The 14,245-nt window shown below is 69.3% G+C and carries 13 protein-coding genes; 5 read left to right on the top strand and 8 right to left on the bottom strand.

Annotated features, from left to right (window positions below; genetic code table 11):
* Positions 1-22: 22 nt before the first annotated feature.
* The 5 genes from FB157_RS39180 to FB157_RS39160 are packed head-to-tail and all read right to left on the bottom strand — an operon-like array spanning position 23 to position 5,738.
* A complete protein-coding gene (locus FB157_RS39180) occupies positions 23-820 on the bottom strand; it encodes an ABC transporter permease (RefSeq protein WP_145885504.1) in 798 nt (265 codons plus the stop codon).
* Positions 821-1,750, bottom strand: coding sequence for an ABC transporter permease (locus FB157_RS39175; protein WP_145885503.1), 930 nt, complete (start codon positions 1,748-1,750; stop codon positions 821-823).
* A gap of 2 nt (positions 1,751-1,752) precedes the next feature.
* The gene (locus tag FB157_RS39170) at positions 1,753-2,907 is read right to left on the bottom strand and encodes an ABC transporter ATP-binding protein (protein ID WP_145885502.1); all 1,155 of its coding nucleotides are present in this window, start codon (positions 2,905-2,907) and stop codon (positions 1,753-1,755) included.
* Positions 2,908-2,914: 7 nt separating this feature from the next.
* Positions 2,915-4,150, bottom strand: a complete 1,236-nt coding sequence (locus FB157_RS39165; protein ID WP_145885501.1) for a PotD/PotF family extracellular solute-binding protein — start codon at positions 4,148-4,150, stop codon at positions 2,915-2,917.
* 52 nt (positions 4,151-4,202) lie between these two features.
* The gene (locus FB157_RS39160) at positions 4,203-5,738 is read right to left on the bottom strand and encodes a gamma-aminobutyraldehyde dehydrogenase (RefSeq protein WP_145885500.1); all 1,536 of its coding nucleotides are present in this window, start codon (positions 5,736-5,738) and stop codon (positions 4,203-4,205) included.
* Positions 5,739-5,947: 209 nt separating this feature from the next.
* On the opposite strand from FB157_RS39160, the gene FB157_RS39155 reads away from it, so the two are divergent.
* Positions 5,948-6,505, top strand: a complete 558-nt coding sequence (locus FB157_RS39155; protein WP_145885499.1) for an NADAR family protein — start codon at positions 5,948-5,950, stop codon at positions 6,503-6,505.
* A gap of 59 nt (positions 6,506-6,564) precedes the next feature.
* Here FB157_RS39155 and FB157_RS48960 read toward each other — a convergent pair whose 3' ends face one another.
* On the bottom strand, positions 6,565-7,566 hold the full coding sequence (locus FB157_RS48960) for a DUF4190 domain-containing protein (protein ID WP_261386816.1): 1,002 nt from the start codon (positions 7,564-7,566) through the stop codon (positions 6,565-6,567).
* A gap of 74 nt (positions 7,567-7,640) precedes the next feature.
* On the opposite strand from FB157_RS48960, the gene FB157_RS39145 reads away from it, so the two are divergent.
* Positions 7,641-8,762 (top strand): adenosine deaminase, encoded by a 1,122-nt coding sequence (locus FB157_RS39145; RefSeq protein WP_261386815.1) that lies wholly within the window; start codon positions 7,641-7,643, stop codon positions 8,760-8,762.
* Positions 8,763-8,804: 42 nt separating this feature from the next.
* Positions 8,805-9,506 (top strand): glycerophosphodiester phosphodiesterase, encoded by a 702-nt coding sequence (locus FB157_RS39140; RefSeq protein ID WP_145885497.1) that lies wholly within the window; start codon positions 8,805-8,807, stop codon positions 9,504-9,506.
* A 54-nt stretch (positions 9,507-9,560) separates the two neighbouring features.
* On the opposite strand, the gene FB157_RS39135 is transcribed toward FB157_RS39140, so the two are convergent.
* Complete coding sequence (locus tag FB157_RS39135; RefSeq protein WP_145885496.1) at positions 9,561-11,078, bottom strand: delta-60 repeat domain-containing protein; 1,518 nt, start codon at positions 11,076-11,078, stop codon at positions 9,561-9,563.
* 432 nt (positions 11,079-11,510) lie between these two features.
* Here FB157_RS39135 and FB157_RS39130 point away from each other — a divergent pair, with 432 nt between their 5' ends.
* Complete coding sequence (locus FB157_RS39130) at positions 11,511-12,038, top strand: hypothetical protein (protein ID WP_145885495.1); 528 nt, start codon at positions 11,511-11,513, stop codon at positions 12,036-12,038.
* Positions 12,039-12,328: 290 nt separating this feature from the next.
* Positions 12,329-13,516, top strand: coding sequence for a serine hydrolase (locus tag FB157_RS39125; protein ID WP_145885494.1), 1,188 nt, complete (start codon positions 12,329-12,331; stop codon positions 13,514-13,516).
* On the opposite strand, the gene FB157_RS39120 is transcribed toward FB157_RS39125, so the two are convergent.
* The gene (locus FB157_RS39120; RefSeq protein WP_145885493.1) at positions 13,476-13,985 is read right to left on the bottom strand and encodes a hypothetical protein; all 510 of its coding nucleotides are present in this window, start codon (positions 13,983-13,985) and stop codon (positions 13,476-13,478) included. The genes FB157_RS39125 and FB157_RS39120 overlap by 41 nt on opposite strands.
* Positions 13,986-14,245 lie beyond the last annotated feature (260 nt).

Below are 14,245 nucleotides of genomic sequence, written 5' to 3'. Positions count from 1 at the left end.
GATTTCAACTCCCTACAGAGCGTTACGCCTTTTGCTTACGGCGGTTGGTGATGAGCATCGAGACCAGGACGAACAGCACGGCGACCAGGAACATGGCCGTACCGATGACGTTGATCTGAACGGGGGTTCCGCGCTGCGCCGAACCCCACACGAACATGGGGAAGGTGACGGTCGAGCCCGCGTTGAAATTGGTGATGATGAAATCGTCGAAGGAGAGCGCGAAGGACAGCAGCGCGCCCGCGGCGATTCCGGGTGCCGCGATCGGCAGGGTGACCCGCAGGAAGGTCTGCGCCGGGCCGGCGTACAGGTCCCGGGCGGCCTCCTCCAGACGCGGGTCCATCGACATCACGCGCGCCTTGACCGCGGTGACGACGAAGCTGAGGCAGAACATGATGTGCGCGATCAGGATCGTCATGAAGCCGAGCTGGGCGCCCATGTTGAGGAACAGGGTGAGCAGCGAGGCCGCCATGACGACCTCGGGCATCGCCATCGGCAGGAAGATCAGCGAGTTGACGGCGCCGCGGGCGCGGAAGCGGTAGCGGACCAGGGCGAAGGCGATCATCGTGCCGAGGACCGAGGCACCGATGGTCGCCCAGACGGCGATCTGGAGGCTGATGGACAGCGAGCCGCACATGTCGGCGACGCCGCACGGGTCCTTCCAGGCGTCCGTGGAGAACTGCTGCCACTGGTAGTTGAAGCGCCCCTTCGGCTTGTTGAAGGAGAACACCGTCACGATGATGTTCGGCAGCAGCAGATAGGAGAGCGTCAGCAGTCCCGCGATGACGACGAGATGGCGCTTGAGCCAGGTGACGAAGGGCATTTAGACCAGATCCTCCGTCCCGGACCGGCGGATGTAGACCGTGACCATGAGCAGGATCGCGGCCATGAGGATGAAGGACAGGGCGGCCGCCGTCGGATAGTCCAGGATGCGCAGGAACTGCGTCTGGATGACGTTGCCGATCATGCGGGTGTCGGTCGAGCCGAGGAGTTCGGCGTTGACGTAGTCGCCGGCCGCCGGGATGAAGGTCAGCAGCGTGCCGGAGACCACGCCCGGCATCGACAGCGGGAAGGTCACCTTGCGGAAGGTGGTCCACGGCTTGGCGTACAGGTCGCCGGCCGCCTCGTGCAGCCGCCCGTCGATCCGCTCCAGCGAGGTGTAGAGCGGAAGGATCATGAACGGCAGGAAGTTGTACGTCAGACCGCACACCACCGCGAGTGGTGTGGCGAGGACGCGGTCGCCGGCCGTCCAGCCGAGGAAGTTGGTGAGGTCCAGGATGTGCAGCGAGTTCAGGGTGTGCACGACCGGGCCGTTGTCCGCGAGGATCGTCTTCCAGGCCAGGGTCCGGATCAGGAAGCTGGTGAAGAACGGCGCGATCACCAGGATCATGATCAGGTTGCGCCAGCGGCCCGCGCGGAAGGCGATCAGATACGCCAGCGGGTAGCCGAGCAGCAGACACAGCACGGTCGCCGCGGCCGCGTAGGACACGGACCGCAGGAACTGCGGCCAGTACTCGGCCAGGGCGTCCCAGTAGGTCGCGACGTGCCAGGTGACCTTGTAGCCCTCCTCCAGGGAGCCCGTCTGCACGGACGTGGAGGCCTGGTAGATCATCGGCAGCGCGAAGAAGACGACCAGCCACAGGATGCCGGGGAGCAGCAGCCAGTACGGCGTGAACCGGCCGCGCTTGCGCGGGGCCTGCTTCGCCGTCTCGGCGGGAGCGAGAGGCGGGGGTGCCTCGGTGAGCGTCGACATGTCTACGCGGCCTCTTCCTCGACGGACTCCACGCCGGCGTCGATGTCCTGGGCCGCGTCGAGGCCGAAGGTGTGGGCCGGGCTCCAGTGCAGGACGACGTCGGCACCGGGCAGGAGCCGTCCGTCGCGCTCGACGTTCTGGACGTAGACCGCGAACTCGTCACAGACCGGGGTGTCGATCACGTACTGCGTGGAGACGCCGATGAAGCTGGCGTCGGCGATCTTGCCGGTGATGCGGTTGCGGCCCTCGGGGATGGAGCCGGCGTCGTCGGCGTGGGTGAGGGAGATCTTCTCGGGCCGGACCCCGACCAGCACCTTGCCGCCGGCCGTGGTCGGGGCCGAACATCGCGCCTCGGGCAGCACCAGCTTCCCGCCACCGGCCCTGAGGACGATGTCGTCCCCGCTCTTCGTGTCGACCTCGGCCTCGATCAGGTTGGAGGTGCCCAGGAAGTTGGCGACGAAGGTGGTCTGGGGGTTCTCGTAGAGATCGGCCGGCGAGCCGAGCTGCTCGACGCGCCCCGCGTTCATCACGGCGACCGTGTCGGCCATGGTCATGGCCTCCTCCTGGTCGTGCGTGACATGGACGAAGGTGATGCCGACCTCGGTCTGGATGCGCTTGAGCTCCAGCTGCATCTGGCGGCGCAGCTTGAGGTCGAGGGCGCCGAGCGGCTCGTCGAGGAGCAGCACCTTGGGGTGGTTGATGAGCGCCCGGGCGACCGCGACACGCTGCTGCTGGCCGCCGGAGAGCTGGTGCGGCTTCTTGCGCGCCTGCTCTCCGAGCTGGACCAGCTCCAGCATCTCCTCCACCTGCTTCTTGACGCTCTTGATGCCGCGCCGGCGCAGACCGAAGGCGACGTTCTCGAAGATGTCGAGGTGCGGGAAGAGGGCGTAGGACTGGAAGACCGTGTTCACGGGGCGCTTGTACGGCGGCAGGTGGGTGACGTCCTGGTCGCCGAGGTGCACGGTGCCGCTGGTCGGCTCCTCCAGGCCCGCGATCATGCGCAGGGTGGTGGTCTTGCCGCAGCCGGAGGCACCGAGGAGGGCGAAGAAGGAGCCCTGCGGCACGGTCAGGTCCAGCGGGTGTACGGCGGTGAAGCCGTTGTCGTAGGTCTTGCCGATGCCGGTGAGGCGGACGTCGCCGCTGCTGTCTGTCGTCATGGTGTCGTCACGCCCCTGTGAGCTTCGCGAACTTCTGCTGGTAGGCCGTCTCTTCCTTCGAGCTCAGGGCGCGGAAGGCATGGGACTTGGCCTGCATGGCTTTGTCGGGAACGATCAGCGGATTGCTCGCCGCCGACTTGTCGATCTTGGCAAGGTAAGGCTGCACGTCCGCGACCGGACTGACGTAGTTGACGTAGGCGGAGAGTTCCGCGGCCGGCTGGGGCTCGTAGTAGAAGTCGATGAGCCGCTCGGCGTTCGTCTTGTGGCGCGCCTTGTTCGGGATCAGCATGTTGTCGGTCGACGTCATGTAGCCGCTGTCCGGGATGACGTAGGCGACGTCCGGGTTGTCGGCCTGGAGCTGCACGACGTCGCCACCCCAGGCGACACAGGCGGCCAGGTCGCCCTTGCTGAGGTCCGAGGTGTAGTCGTTGCCGGTGAACCGGCGGATCTGCCCCTTGTCGACGGCCTTCTGGAGGCGGGCGATCACCGCGTCGTAGTCGTCGTCGGTGAACTTCGCCGGGTCGATGCCCATGTCGAGCATGGTCATGCCGACGGTGTCCCGCATCTCCGTCAGCAGACCGACCCGGCCCTTGAGCGCGGGGTTGTCCAGCAGGTCGGAGACCGACTTCACCTCGACACCGTTGAGGGCCTTCTTGTTGAAGGCGACGACGGTCGAGATGCCCTGCCAGGGGTACGAGTAGGCACGGCCCGGGTCCCAGTCGGGGCTGCGGAACTGGTCCGACAGGTTGGCGAAGGCGTGCGGCAGGTTGGCCGTGTCCAGTTTCTGGACGTAGCCGAGCCGGATCATGCGGGCGGCCAGCCAGTCGGTGAGGACGATCAGGTCACGGCCGGTGTCCTGGCCGGCGGCGAGCTGCGGCTGGATCTTGCCGAAGAACTCGTCGTTGTCGTTGATGTCCTCGGTGTACTTGACCGCGATGCCGGTCCGCTTGCGGAACTCGTCCAGCGTGGGGTGGGTCTTCCCGCTGTCGTCCACGTCGATGTACTCGGGCCAGTTGGAGAAGTTGACGATCTTCTCCTGGTCCGAGTGGTCGTCGGCGGAGACCCCGCCCTGGGACTTGCCGGCCGCGGGGATGCCGCAGGCGCTCAGCGCCCCGACGCCGCCCACCGCGAGCGCGCCGCCCAGGAACGACCGGCGGGCCAGGGCGGCCCGTCCGGAGCGGAGGCTGCGCCGGATGGCGGCCAATTCGACCGGGGTAGGGCGGTCGGGCTCGTACTGCCTCATGCGCTAGATGCCCTTTCGGGAAGCCGGCCGCGCCGAGCGGCCGGAGGTATGACTATCGGTCCCCGAAGATCGTGCGGTGCCAGTCCTTCCGCGCCACCGCCGTATTGTCGAACATTACGTGCTTGACCTGCGTGTACTCCTCGAACGAGTACGCCGACATGTCCTTGCCGAAGCCGGACGCCTTGTAGCCGCCGTGCGGCATCTCACTGATGATCGGAATGTGGTCGTTGATCCACACACAGCCCGCCTTGATCTCGCGGGTGGCGCGGTTGGCCCGGTAGACATTGCTGGTCCAGGCGGAGGCGGCGAGGCCGTACGGGGTGTCGTTGGCCAGCCGGATGCCCTCATCATCACTGTCGAACGGCAGAACGACCAATACCGGACCGAAGATCTCGGACTGGACGATCTCGCTGTCCTGGGCCGCGTCGGCGACGAGGGTGGGCCGATAGTAGGCGCCGTCCTCGAGGTCGCCCTGCGGCACCTCGCCCCCGGCCACCACGCGCGCGTAGGCACGCGCCCGGTCCACGAAGCCGGCGACCCGGTCACGCTGGGTGTGCGAGATGAGGGGGCCGAGGTCGGTGCCGGGAGCGAACGGGTCCCCGAGCCGTACGGTCTCCATCAGCGCGGCCGTCTGCTCCACGAAGGCCTCGTAGAGCGGTCGCTGCACGTACGCGCGCGTGGCGGCCGTGCAGTCCTGCCCGGTGTTGATGAGCGAGCCGGCGACCGCGCCGTTGACGGCGGCCTCCAGGTCGGCGTCGTCGAAGACCACGAAGGGGGCCTTGCCGCCCAGCTCCAGGTGGAGGCGCTTGACGGTGGCGGTGGCGATCTCGGCGACCCGCTTGCCGACGGCGGTGGACCCGGTGAAGGAGGTCATCGCCACGTCGGGATGACCGACGAGGTGCTCACCCGCCTCCTTGCCGGCACCCGTGACGATGTTGATGACACCGTCCGGGATGCCCGCGTCGGTGGCGGCCTGGGCGAACATCAGCGAGGTCAGCGGGGTCAGCTCGGCGGGCTTGAGCACGATGGTGTTGCCCGCGGCGATCGCCGGCAGGATCTTCCAGGCGGCCATCTGGAGGGGGTAGTTCCAGGGCGCGATCGACCCGACGACACCGATGGGCTCGCGCCGGATGTACGACGTGTGGTCGCCCGAGTACTCACCGGCCGACTGGCCCTGCAGATGCCGGGCGGCGCCCGCGAAGAACGCGGTGTTGTCGATGGTCCCCGGTACGTCGAACTCGCGGGTCAGCTTCAGCGGCTTGCCGCACTGCAGGGACTCGGCACGGGCGAAATCCTCGGCACGTTCGGCGAGCACGGCGGCGAAGCGGTGCAGCGCGTCCGAGCGCTCGCCCGGGGTGGTGGCGGCCCAGCCCGGGAACGCCTCGCGCGCCGCGGCCACGGCGGCGTCGACGTCGTCGGTGCCGGCCAGCTCGTAGGTGTACACCTCCTCGCCGGTGGCCGGGTCGACCACGGCGTGGGTACGGCCCGAGGTGCCCTTCGTCAGACGACCCGCGATGAACTGCGCTCCGTCCGCGAAACGCTCCTGTGCGGGGAATCGTTCCGGGGTCGCAATGCCCGGGTTGTGCATGTCGCTCTCCTCCGCCGTTCGCCCCGTCCCGGGGGGTGGGTGGCGTAGCTCCAGCTCGATTTGAGTGCCGATCCTGACAGAGCAATAGGACTCCAACAAGTGATTCCGTTGTTGCCTTTTGGTTACGCGACGGAATCTGTCGACCAGGTGTCGAGTCGGCGTGGAAAACGGCGGACGGAGTGTCAGTGGTGCGTGCCACACTCGCGTGCATGGGAAAGATCGACGGGGTGGAAGCCCTGATCAGGGAAGTGAAGACAGGGGCCCGCATCAAGTACCTCCACTTCTGGGGGCACCGTCCGCGGCCGGACGGCCGGCTGGGGGCGAGCTGCCTCAGCCAGTGGTGGCCGTCACCCTTCGTGGTGGACGGTGTGGAATACGCGACGGCCGAGCACTGGATGATGGCAGGCAAGGCGCGGCTGTTCGGCGACGCGGAGGCGGAGCGCCGGGTGCTGGCCGCGGGTCATCCCGCCGAGGCCAAGAAGGCGGGACGGCTGGTGCGCGACTTCGACGACGCGATGTGGGAGCGGGAGCGCTTCCGGATCGTGGTCGAGGGCAGCGTCCACAAGTTCGGGTCGGACGAAGCCCTCAGGACGTTCCTGCTGAACACCGGCGACCGCGTCCTGGTGGAGGCGAGCCCCGTCGACCGCATATGGGGCATCGGCCTCGCCGCGGACGACGAGGCGGCCTCGGACCCCGAGCGCTGGCAGGGACCGAACCTGCTGGGTTTCGCGCTGATGGAGGCGCGGGAGCGGATGACCGGGGCGTGATCCCGCGGGGCTTCGGCGGGGGGTGAGCGGGCCGGGGCGGCAGAGCGGTCGTCGGGCGGTCAGCTCTTGTAGACCGCGATGAAGAACGCGAAGAAGCCCAGTACCAGGACGATGGATGCGGCGCCGCAGATGATCCCGGCCAGGGCCACGCCCGGGTTGGTGGCCTCGCCCCGGCGGGCCTTGCCGCGGCCCAGGGCGCCGAGGATCACCGCCACGACACCCATCACCAGGGCCAGCGGCCAGGCGCAGAAGCCGACCGTCGCCAGGATGCCCAGCACCAGGGACGCCGTACCCATGCCGTTGTTCGGTTGCGGCTGCAGCCCCGGCCAGCCGTAGCCGCCCGCCGCGGGGTAGGACGGGATGCCGGGTCCGCCGTAGCCCGGCTGCGGCTGCTGGGCCGGGTAGCCGTAGGGCACCTGGCCGGGGCCGTCGGGGGACATGGGCGGCGGGGGTACGGGGGCCGTCTCCTGGGGCTGGAGCGGGGATGCCATGGACGGCCCGTACGGGTTGCCGGAGGCGGCCGGAGGGGCGTAGGGGGGCGCCGGACTGCCGGCAGCGGGCGGAGCGAAAGGGTTCGCCGGAGGTGCGAAGGGATTCGCCGGGGGTGCGTACGAGTTCGTCGGCGCCGCACCGGGCGGCACTGCGGACGGGGGTGCGAAGGGGTTCGCCGGGGCTTCGGCGGGCGGCGCGGAGGCCGCAGGGGCGTACGGGTCGGCCGGCCTGGCCCACGCCGGGGGGACCGCGTCGGCAGGCGCGTCCGGGGTGGGCAGGGAGGCGACCGTCTGCTGGTCGTGGACCGACGGGTGCGGCGGCTGTGCCGGGGATCCCGGCGCGCCGGACAAGACCGTGTCACCGGCTCCCTGCCCGCCGGCCGGAGACGTCCACGGATCCGCACTCACGGACTGCGCCGCTCCCGGCCGTCCGTCGGCCGGCTCCGCTTCCGTGGGCCGCCCGGACGCCTCCCCGTCCCCGCTCCCCTTGTCCAGGGAGACCCGAGGCGGCTCGGCCTCGTCCCCGGCGCCGTGCTCCCGCGGCGTCGGCTGTGGCACCTCGTCGGACATCGCTCAGGCCCCCCTGTGATCGTCGTCCCATCATGCTACGGCGCGGGTCCGGCCGCCGCGGGCCCGGGCCTACGATGATCCCGATTCATCGATCAGCCGATCACCCGCGCCCGGACGACGGACCTCGCTCCACGGGCGCCGTTCCCGGGGAGGAACCCTTGACCGACCGCGATCTGCACGCCTTCATCGCCGGACTGCCCAAGGCCGAACTGCACGTCCACCACGTCGGCTCCGCCTCCCCCCGTATCGTCTCGGAACTGGCCGCCCGCCACCCCGACTCCAAGGTCCCCACCGACCCCGAGGCGCTGGCCGACTACTTCACGTTCACGGACTTCGCGCACTTCATCGACGTGTACCTGTCCGTGGTGGACCTGATCCGCACCCCTGAGGACGTGCGGCTGCTGACCTTCGAGGTGGCCCGTGACCTGGCCCGCCAGCAGGTGCGCTACGCAGAGCTGACCATCACCCCGTTCTCCTCCACCCGGCGCGGCATCGACGAGCTGGCCTTCATGGCCGCCATCGAGGACGCGCGCAAGGCGGCCGAGGCCGAGTTCGGCACCGTGCTGCGCTGGTGCTTCGACATCCCGGGCGAGGCCGGTCTGCAGTCCGCCGAGGAGACCGTCCGCCTCGCCACCGACGACCGGATCCGCCCGGAGGGCCTGGTGTCGTTCGGGCTCGGCGGGCCCGAGATCGGTGTGCCCCGGCCGCAGTTCAAGCCGTACTTCGACCAGGCCATCGCCGCCGGTCTGCACTCCGTCCCGCACGCCGGGGAGACGACCGGCCCGGAGACGGTGTGGGACGCGCTCACCGAGCTGCGTGCCGAGCGGATCGGGCACGGCACCAGCTCGGCTCAGGACCCCGAGCTGCTCGCCCACCTCGCCGAGCATCGCATCGCGCTGGAGGTCTGCCCGACCTCCAACATCGCCACCCGCGCGGTCCGCACCCTGGACGAACACCCGGTCAAGGAGTTCACCCGGGCCGGCGTGCTGGTCACGATCAACTCCGACGACCCGCCGATGTTCGGCACCGACCTCAACAACGAGTACGCGGTGGCCGCCCGCCTCCTCGACCTCGACGAGCGGGGCCTCGCCGGCCTCGCCAAGAACGCCGTGGAGGCGTCCTTCCTCGACGCGTCGGGCAAGGACCGGATCGCGGCGGAGATCGACACGTACACCGCCGCCTGGCTCGCCCCCTGACCCCTGCGCGGTGACCACCGCGCGATGGTCACAATGGGGGCCATGCAGACCGTGACCGCCGTGGCCCACCGCGGCGCCCCCTACCGCTTCCGTGAGAACACCCTCGACTCGCTGCGTTCCGCGCTCGGTCTGGGCGCGGACGCGGTCGAGATCGACGTACGCCTCACCCGCGACGGCGTCCCCGTGCTGCTGCACGACGAGACGCTGAAGCGGCTGTGGGAGCACGACCGGCCCGTGGGCTCGCTGTCGGCGGACGAGGTGCGCGGGCTCACGGCGGGCGGGGTGCCGACGCTGGCGGAAGCACTGGCCGCGACCGGTGACAGCCGGGTGATGATGGACCTGTGCGGGCGGGTCGACCGCCGGACCGTACGACAGGTGATGGACGTGGTCCGGCAGAGCGGGGCGCGGGACCGCGTGTACTACTGCGCGCACGCCGAGGCCATGCTCGCCGTCCGTGCCGCCGACCCGGCCGCCGAGATCGCCCTGACCTGGACGACCCTGGCCCCGCCCCGGCCGGCACTGCTGGACGTGGTGCGCCCGCGCTGGCTCAACTACCGCTTCTCCCTGGTCGACCGGGACCTCGCGGCCCGCGTCCACCGCGACGGATATCTGCTGTCCGTCTGGACCCCGGACACCCGCCGCTCCATGCGCCGTCTCCTCGACCTGGGCGTCGACTCCATCACCACGAACCGCGTCGACGCCCTGCACGCCCTGCGCGACGGCGGCCACGTACGCGAGCGCTGAGGAACAGGTCTACCGGGTGGAGAAGGGGCTGGTCCACCGCAGTTCGTCCACCGATCACTTCCGGGCGACCGCGGTCGCGGCGAGCGGCTTCGACCGGTGTGTGGTGTGCCTGCCGTCGGTGACGGCGATCGTGTACCGGTGGCGAGAGCCAGGGGCGACGGAGTCCGTGTACGTCATCTCCGGAAGGTGCCAGTCGACCGACCGCTTCTTCAGCGAGGCCACACGGGCACCGTCGCGATAGATCAGGTACGTCAGCTGCGCGTCGTCCCGGTCCCAGGTGGTCTGCCAGGCGAGCGAGACCTTCCCGGCCCGTGAACTCTTGGCCGAGAGCTCGGGGATCGCTTCGGGAGCGGTGTTCGCGGGACCGGCCGAGAAGCGTGTCAGGCCCTGCTGGGCCTTGCCGTTGACCGTGGTGAACTCGCCGCCCGCCCAGAGGATTCCTTTGGCCATCACCAGCGCCCTGGGGCCGATGGACTCCCCGAGTCCGTCGTTCGTGTCGGGGAACCAGTGCAGGATGCGCCTGTCCTTGACGGACTGGGCCAGGAAGTGGCGACGGCGTCCGTCGGGGAAGCCCCCGGGGGTACGGACGCAGTTGTGCGCGTGGGATGCGCTGTAGAGAACACCGTGGTGCACGAGGAGGGCCTGGGTGGCGCCCTGGCAGTAGTCCTTCCAGACCATCTTGCCGTCGGACAGACGGCCGGCGATGCGACCGTCGAAGACGCCCGTTCCCCTGCCTTCGGCCCCCACATAGAAGTTGGTCTTGTCGCGTACCAGTGTCTTCACCGACGAGCGGGGCGGAAGCCATCGCCGGAACGAGGTCACGGTCGAACCCGTCGAGGAATTCAGCGCGACCAGCGCCCCCTCCGGCGCGCCGTTGACCTTGTGGAAGTCACCGCCGACGAGAACCTTGCCGTAGGTGGGCGTGGCCAGGACGGCCCGCACCGGCTCGTCGATGTCCGCCGCGAAGGGCAGGAGTGAGCCCTTTGTACTGAGCGCGGCGATGTGGTTTCTGGTCTTCCCGTCGACGGCCTCGAAGTCGCCGCCCAGGTACACCGTGGATTTGGTGGTGTCGATGGCCCGAACCGTGGCTCCCACCGCGGGGCGGAAGTCCTCGCGAAGCGAGCACCTGGCCGTGTTGAGCGCGACCGCGCTGGCCACGCCCGTCTTGTCGACCTTGCCGAACGATCCGCCGACATACAGCACCTTGCCGTCGGGCGACGCCTTCAGCGCCCGTACGGTTCCTTCGCCCCCCGTGAAGGTGTGGGCGCACGGCAGCAGTCTGCCGGTGACGGCGTCGAACGCGGCGAAGTTCTTCCGGGCGACCTCCTTCTGACCGGGTTTCGCGCCCGGCGGGCGGACGCTGTCGAAGGTTCCGCCTACGTACACGACACCGCGTGCGTAGGCGACCGACCAGACAATGCCATCGGTCTGCCATGTCGCCAAAGGGGCGGCGGTCAGGATCTTTTCGTTGCGCGCAGACGAACCGTGGGCGGTCGCGGGCGGAGCGGCCGCGAGAAGGGCCACGGTCGAGGCCGTGGTGACGAGCCTCGTCGTGCATTTCCTCAGACGCATGGAACATCCCGGGATGGAAGTGAGACAGGGGTGGCCGAAAGGGGAGAGTGTGATGAATGCGCCGCAAACTATACGGATTGCACACATCCGTGGGGCGGTTCCCAGGCCGACGTCGGCCGCCGCGTCACCCGTCGGCAGCATCCCGGTAGCCCGTGCCGCAATGGCCCACATGTCCGCGCATCAGGTCCTTCGTTCGGCCGAATTTCCCTTGCTCCTACGACACTCACTTCACCTTTCCAGTCCTTTTATAGGACTCAAATGGTCTAGGGAAAGGCGTCGTAAAGCGTGCAGACCAGCATGCCGTGGAAATGTTCACGGCGCCCGGCGGACAGACGTCCAGCACTCGAGCTCCCGACAGAACATGCCTGGGAGTTCGCGAGGGCGAGATCAGGCGCCCGAGATCTGGGGCCCTAACAAGGAGGAGTGCTCGTCATGCGAGTGACTACCCGTTCGAAGAGACAGGTATGGGGAGCGCGGCTCGCCTGCGCCGGTGTGACCACGGCAGTGGCTCTCTGCATCGCGGCCAGTCCCGCGTCGGCCGCTCGGGAGCCGGGGCCGCCGAGCAACGAGGGCGTGCAGCCCGTCGAGTACGACGGGCACCCGACCTGCGAAGACATCCTGGGGGAGGGCGCGTTCACGTTCGACTTCGAGCAGCAGCCCGTGAACGACGGGACCTTCACCTTCGACCCCCCGAACGACAACGGTTCGATCACCCTCGACGTTCACGGCCCCTCCACCGCTCAGCTGGTCGACTTCACGATCAACGGGCCGTACGCCGCCCGCGGGATCATCGTCGTGGGCGGGTCGAGCTCCAACTTCTACAGCTACGGCGCGCCTGACTTCCCCACCGGCATCAAGTCGGACGCGGACCTCCACGCGCCGGTCAGCAGGGTCGGGTTCGACAACCCCACCCACCTCCACGTCTGCGGGATCCCCAGCAAGTACGGCTCCACCTCCTGACAGAGGCACGGGCCGGGCGTACGGGCCGGCTCACGGGTGGAGCTGAGGTGACCCCCTTCACGAGACCACCACCACACTGAGGTCGGGGCCCGGGCAACCGGGCCCCTTCCCTTTTCCGGTCGCGTCCGAACACCTCGCCTAGGGGTCATCCCGCACAACTCCCCTGGTACCGCTCCTGGTTGACGGGAGGGTTGCGTCAGGGGCGGGCCCCTCCCTGCCGACGATCCCGATCCCGACGCACCGGCCGAGGATGATCACGAAAGCCCACCTCATCCTCCCCAGGAGCCTCCATGCGTCTGCGCAGCCGCAGCACCGTCATCGCCGCCTCCCTCGCCCTGGCCCTCGCCGCCGGCCCGCTGGTGGCACCGGCCTTCGCCGCGCCGGCCGCGGTGACCGCGCGAACGGCGAACACGGTCCCGGATCCCGGGGCCCTGCAGGCCGCGCTCGCCGGGCTGCCCGATGCCGACGCGACCGCCGCGCTGGTCCGGGTCGGCGGCACCGACGGCACCTGGCGGGGCAGCGCGGGCGTGCACGATCTGGCGAGCGGCCGGGCGGCGGACCCGAATGCCCGCTTCCGGGCCGGCTCCACGACGAAGGTCGTGACGGCGGCGACCGTGCTGAAGCTGGCGGCGGAGGGCGAGGTCGACCTGGACACGCCCGTCCAGCACTACCTGCCCGGCTTGCTCACCCCGGCGTTCAAGCCCATCTCCGTGAGGCAGTTGCTGAACCACACCAGCGGCATCCAGGCGGGCGACGGCTGGGGAGACGACTTCGCGGACCAGTACGCGCACCGTTTCGACACGATCACCCCGGAACAGGTGGTGGCCTCGGCGGTGGCGAAGGGGCCGGAGTTCGACCCCGGTGACCGGCAGGACTACCTGAACATCAACTACACGATCCTCGGGATGCTGATCGAGAAGGTGACGGGGCACTCCTACGAGCACGAGGCGACCCGGTTGGTGCTCCGCCCGGCCGGCATGCGCCACACCAGCTTCCCCGGCTCCGACCCGGTGATCCATGGCCCGCACAACCACGGCTACCAGCTGGTGAAGAACGCCGACGGGACCACGCGATTCGTGGACGTCACCGACTGGAACCAGGCGGACCGCCGGGCGGCGGGCGACATGATCTCCACCACCGCCGACCTGGAGCGGCTGATCACGGCACTGTTCCAGGGCCGGATCGTGCCCGGGCCGCAGCTGCAGGAGATGTTCACGGTGCCGGCGAACATCCCCGGCGCCACCTACAGCGCCGGGCTGACACGGTTCGAGTACAAGGGAACGGTGTACTGGCTCAAGTCCGGCGCCCGCTACGGCTACAGCACGGCGATCGCCGCCACCCAGGATCTGAGCCGGACCCTCGTCTACTCGGTCGACTCCACGGACTCCAAGGGCGAGTCGGCGAACGCGGTCGCCCAGCGCATCGTCGCGGCCACCCTCAAGCAGCAGCCGGAGCGCTCAGCGCCTCCAGTCGCCTGATCTTCCGCCGCACGACGTACAGCGGGACGACTCCGACCACCCCGAACGACATGTCGATCAGCGACCACCAGAGGGGGATTCCCCGGATCGGTCCGCAGATCAGGGCGAGCGGGATGATCCCGGCGCAGGCGATCATCCCGAACTCCACGACCCAGATGTTGCGGACCGGGTCGCGGTACGGCCCGTAGAAGGCGACCGCGATGACGAGGTGCGCGAACGCCAGCCAGTCCGTGCCGTACAGCACGAACGGGTACTTGGCGTCGACGGCGTCGAGCCCGTCCCGCACCCGTGAGATCCACTCCATGAGCCCCGGCAACAGCTCGGGCACGGACAGCGCCCGCAACCCGCTCTCCGTCCAACGGAGTTCGTGCACCAGCGGAAAGGCGGTGGCCCCGCTGAGCACAAGACACACGACGAAGGTGACCAACCAGACGCGAATGCCCTTCAGCAGGGCGGCTCTGTCGCTCATGCCAGGAGCGTACGCCTGCATTTGAACACGTTCAAAACCGCCCCCTGGGCAATTGCCGCTTCTGGACGTCGCGGCACTGGTGGACCGGCCGTTCCCGTGGTGTGCTGGAAGTGGCGGGAAGGACCCCTTGGAGACGCGGGGAAGCGGCTGGCGGCCGTGCACCGCGCAATCAGGATCCGCGAGAAGTGGATGGAGCCCTTCCCGTCCTTCATGGCGTCCGCTCCCCGTCCGCCGGGGCCGCCGGGGTGGGCCGAAGGACC

Origin of the sequence: Streptomyces sp. BK340 (genome assembly GCF_007827595.1) — a bacterium.
In the GTDB taxonomy this organism is placed as follows: Bacteria; Actinomycetota; Actinomycetes; order Streptomycetales; family Streptomycetaceae; genus Streptomyces.
The sequence above is the reverse complement of the archived record's forward strand: the minus strand, read 5'-3'. Positions and strand labels throughout refer to the sequence as shown.

What these genes read in the sequence shown, in the direction of transcription:
- FB157_RS39180 (WP_145885504.1), bottom strand. Translation starts at nt 820, where the DNA reads ATGCCCTTCGTCACCTGGCTCAAGCGCCATCTCGTCGTCATCGCGGGA.
- FB157_RS39175 (WP_145885503.1), bottom strand. Translation starts at nt 1,750, where the DNA reads ATGTCGACGCTCACCGAGGCACCCCCGCCTCTCGCTCCCGCCGAGACG.
- FB157_RS39170 (WP_145885502.1), bottom strand. Translation starts at nt 2,907, where the DNA reads ATGACGACAGACAGCAGCGGCGACGTCCGCCTCACCGGCATCGGCAAG.
- FB157_RS39165 (WP_145885501.1), bottom strand. Translation starts at nt 4,150, where the DNA reads ATGAGGCAGTACGAGCCCGACCGCCCTACCCCGGTCGAATTGGCCGCC.
- FB157_RS39160 (WP_145885500.1), bottom strand. Translation starts at nt 5,738, where the DNA reads ATGCACAACCCGGGCATTGCGACCCCGGAACGATTCCCCGCACAGGAG.
- FB157_RS39155 (WP_145885499.1), top strand. Translation starts at nt 5,948, where the DNA reads ATGGGAAAGATCGACGGGGTGGAAGCCCTGATCAGGGAAGTGAAGACA.
- FB157_RS48960 (WP_261386816.1), bottom strand. Translation starts at nt 7,566, where the DNA reads ATGTCCGACGAGGTGCCACAGCCGACGCCGCGGGAGCACGGCGCCGGG.
- FB157_RS39145 (WP_261386815.1), top strand. Translation starts at nt 7,641, where the DNA reads ATGATCCCGATTCATCGATCAGCCGATCACCCGCGCCCGGACGACGGA.
- FB157_RS39140 (WP_145885497.1), top strand. Translation starts at nt 8,805, where the DNA reads ATGCAGACCGTGACCGCCGTGGCCCACCGCGGCGCCCCCTACCGCTTC.
- FB157_RS39135 (WP_145885496.1), bottom strand. Translation starts at nt 11,078, where the DNA reads ATGCGTCTGAGGAAATGCACGACGAGGCTCGTCACCACGGCCTCGACC.
- FB157_RS39130 (WP_145885495.1), top strand. Translation starts at nt 11,511, where the DNA reads ATGCGAGTGACTACCCGTTCGAAGAGACAGGTATGGGGAGCGCGGCTC.
- FB157_RS39125 (WP_145885494.1), top strand. Translation starts at nt 12,329, where the DNA reads ATGCGTCTGCGCAGCCGCAGCACCGTCATCGCCGCCTCCCTCGCCCTG.
- FB157_RS39120 (WP_145885493.1), bottom strand. Translation starts at nt 13,985, where the DNA reads ATGAGCGACAGAGCCGCCCTGCTGAAGGGCATTCGCGTCTGGTTGGTC.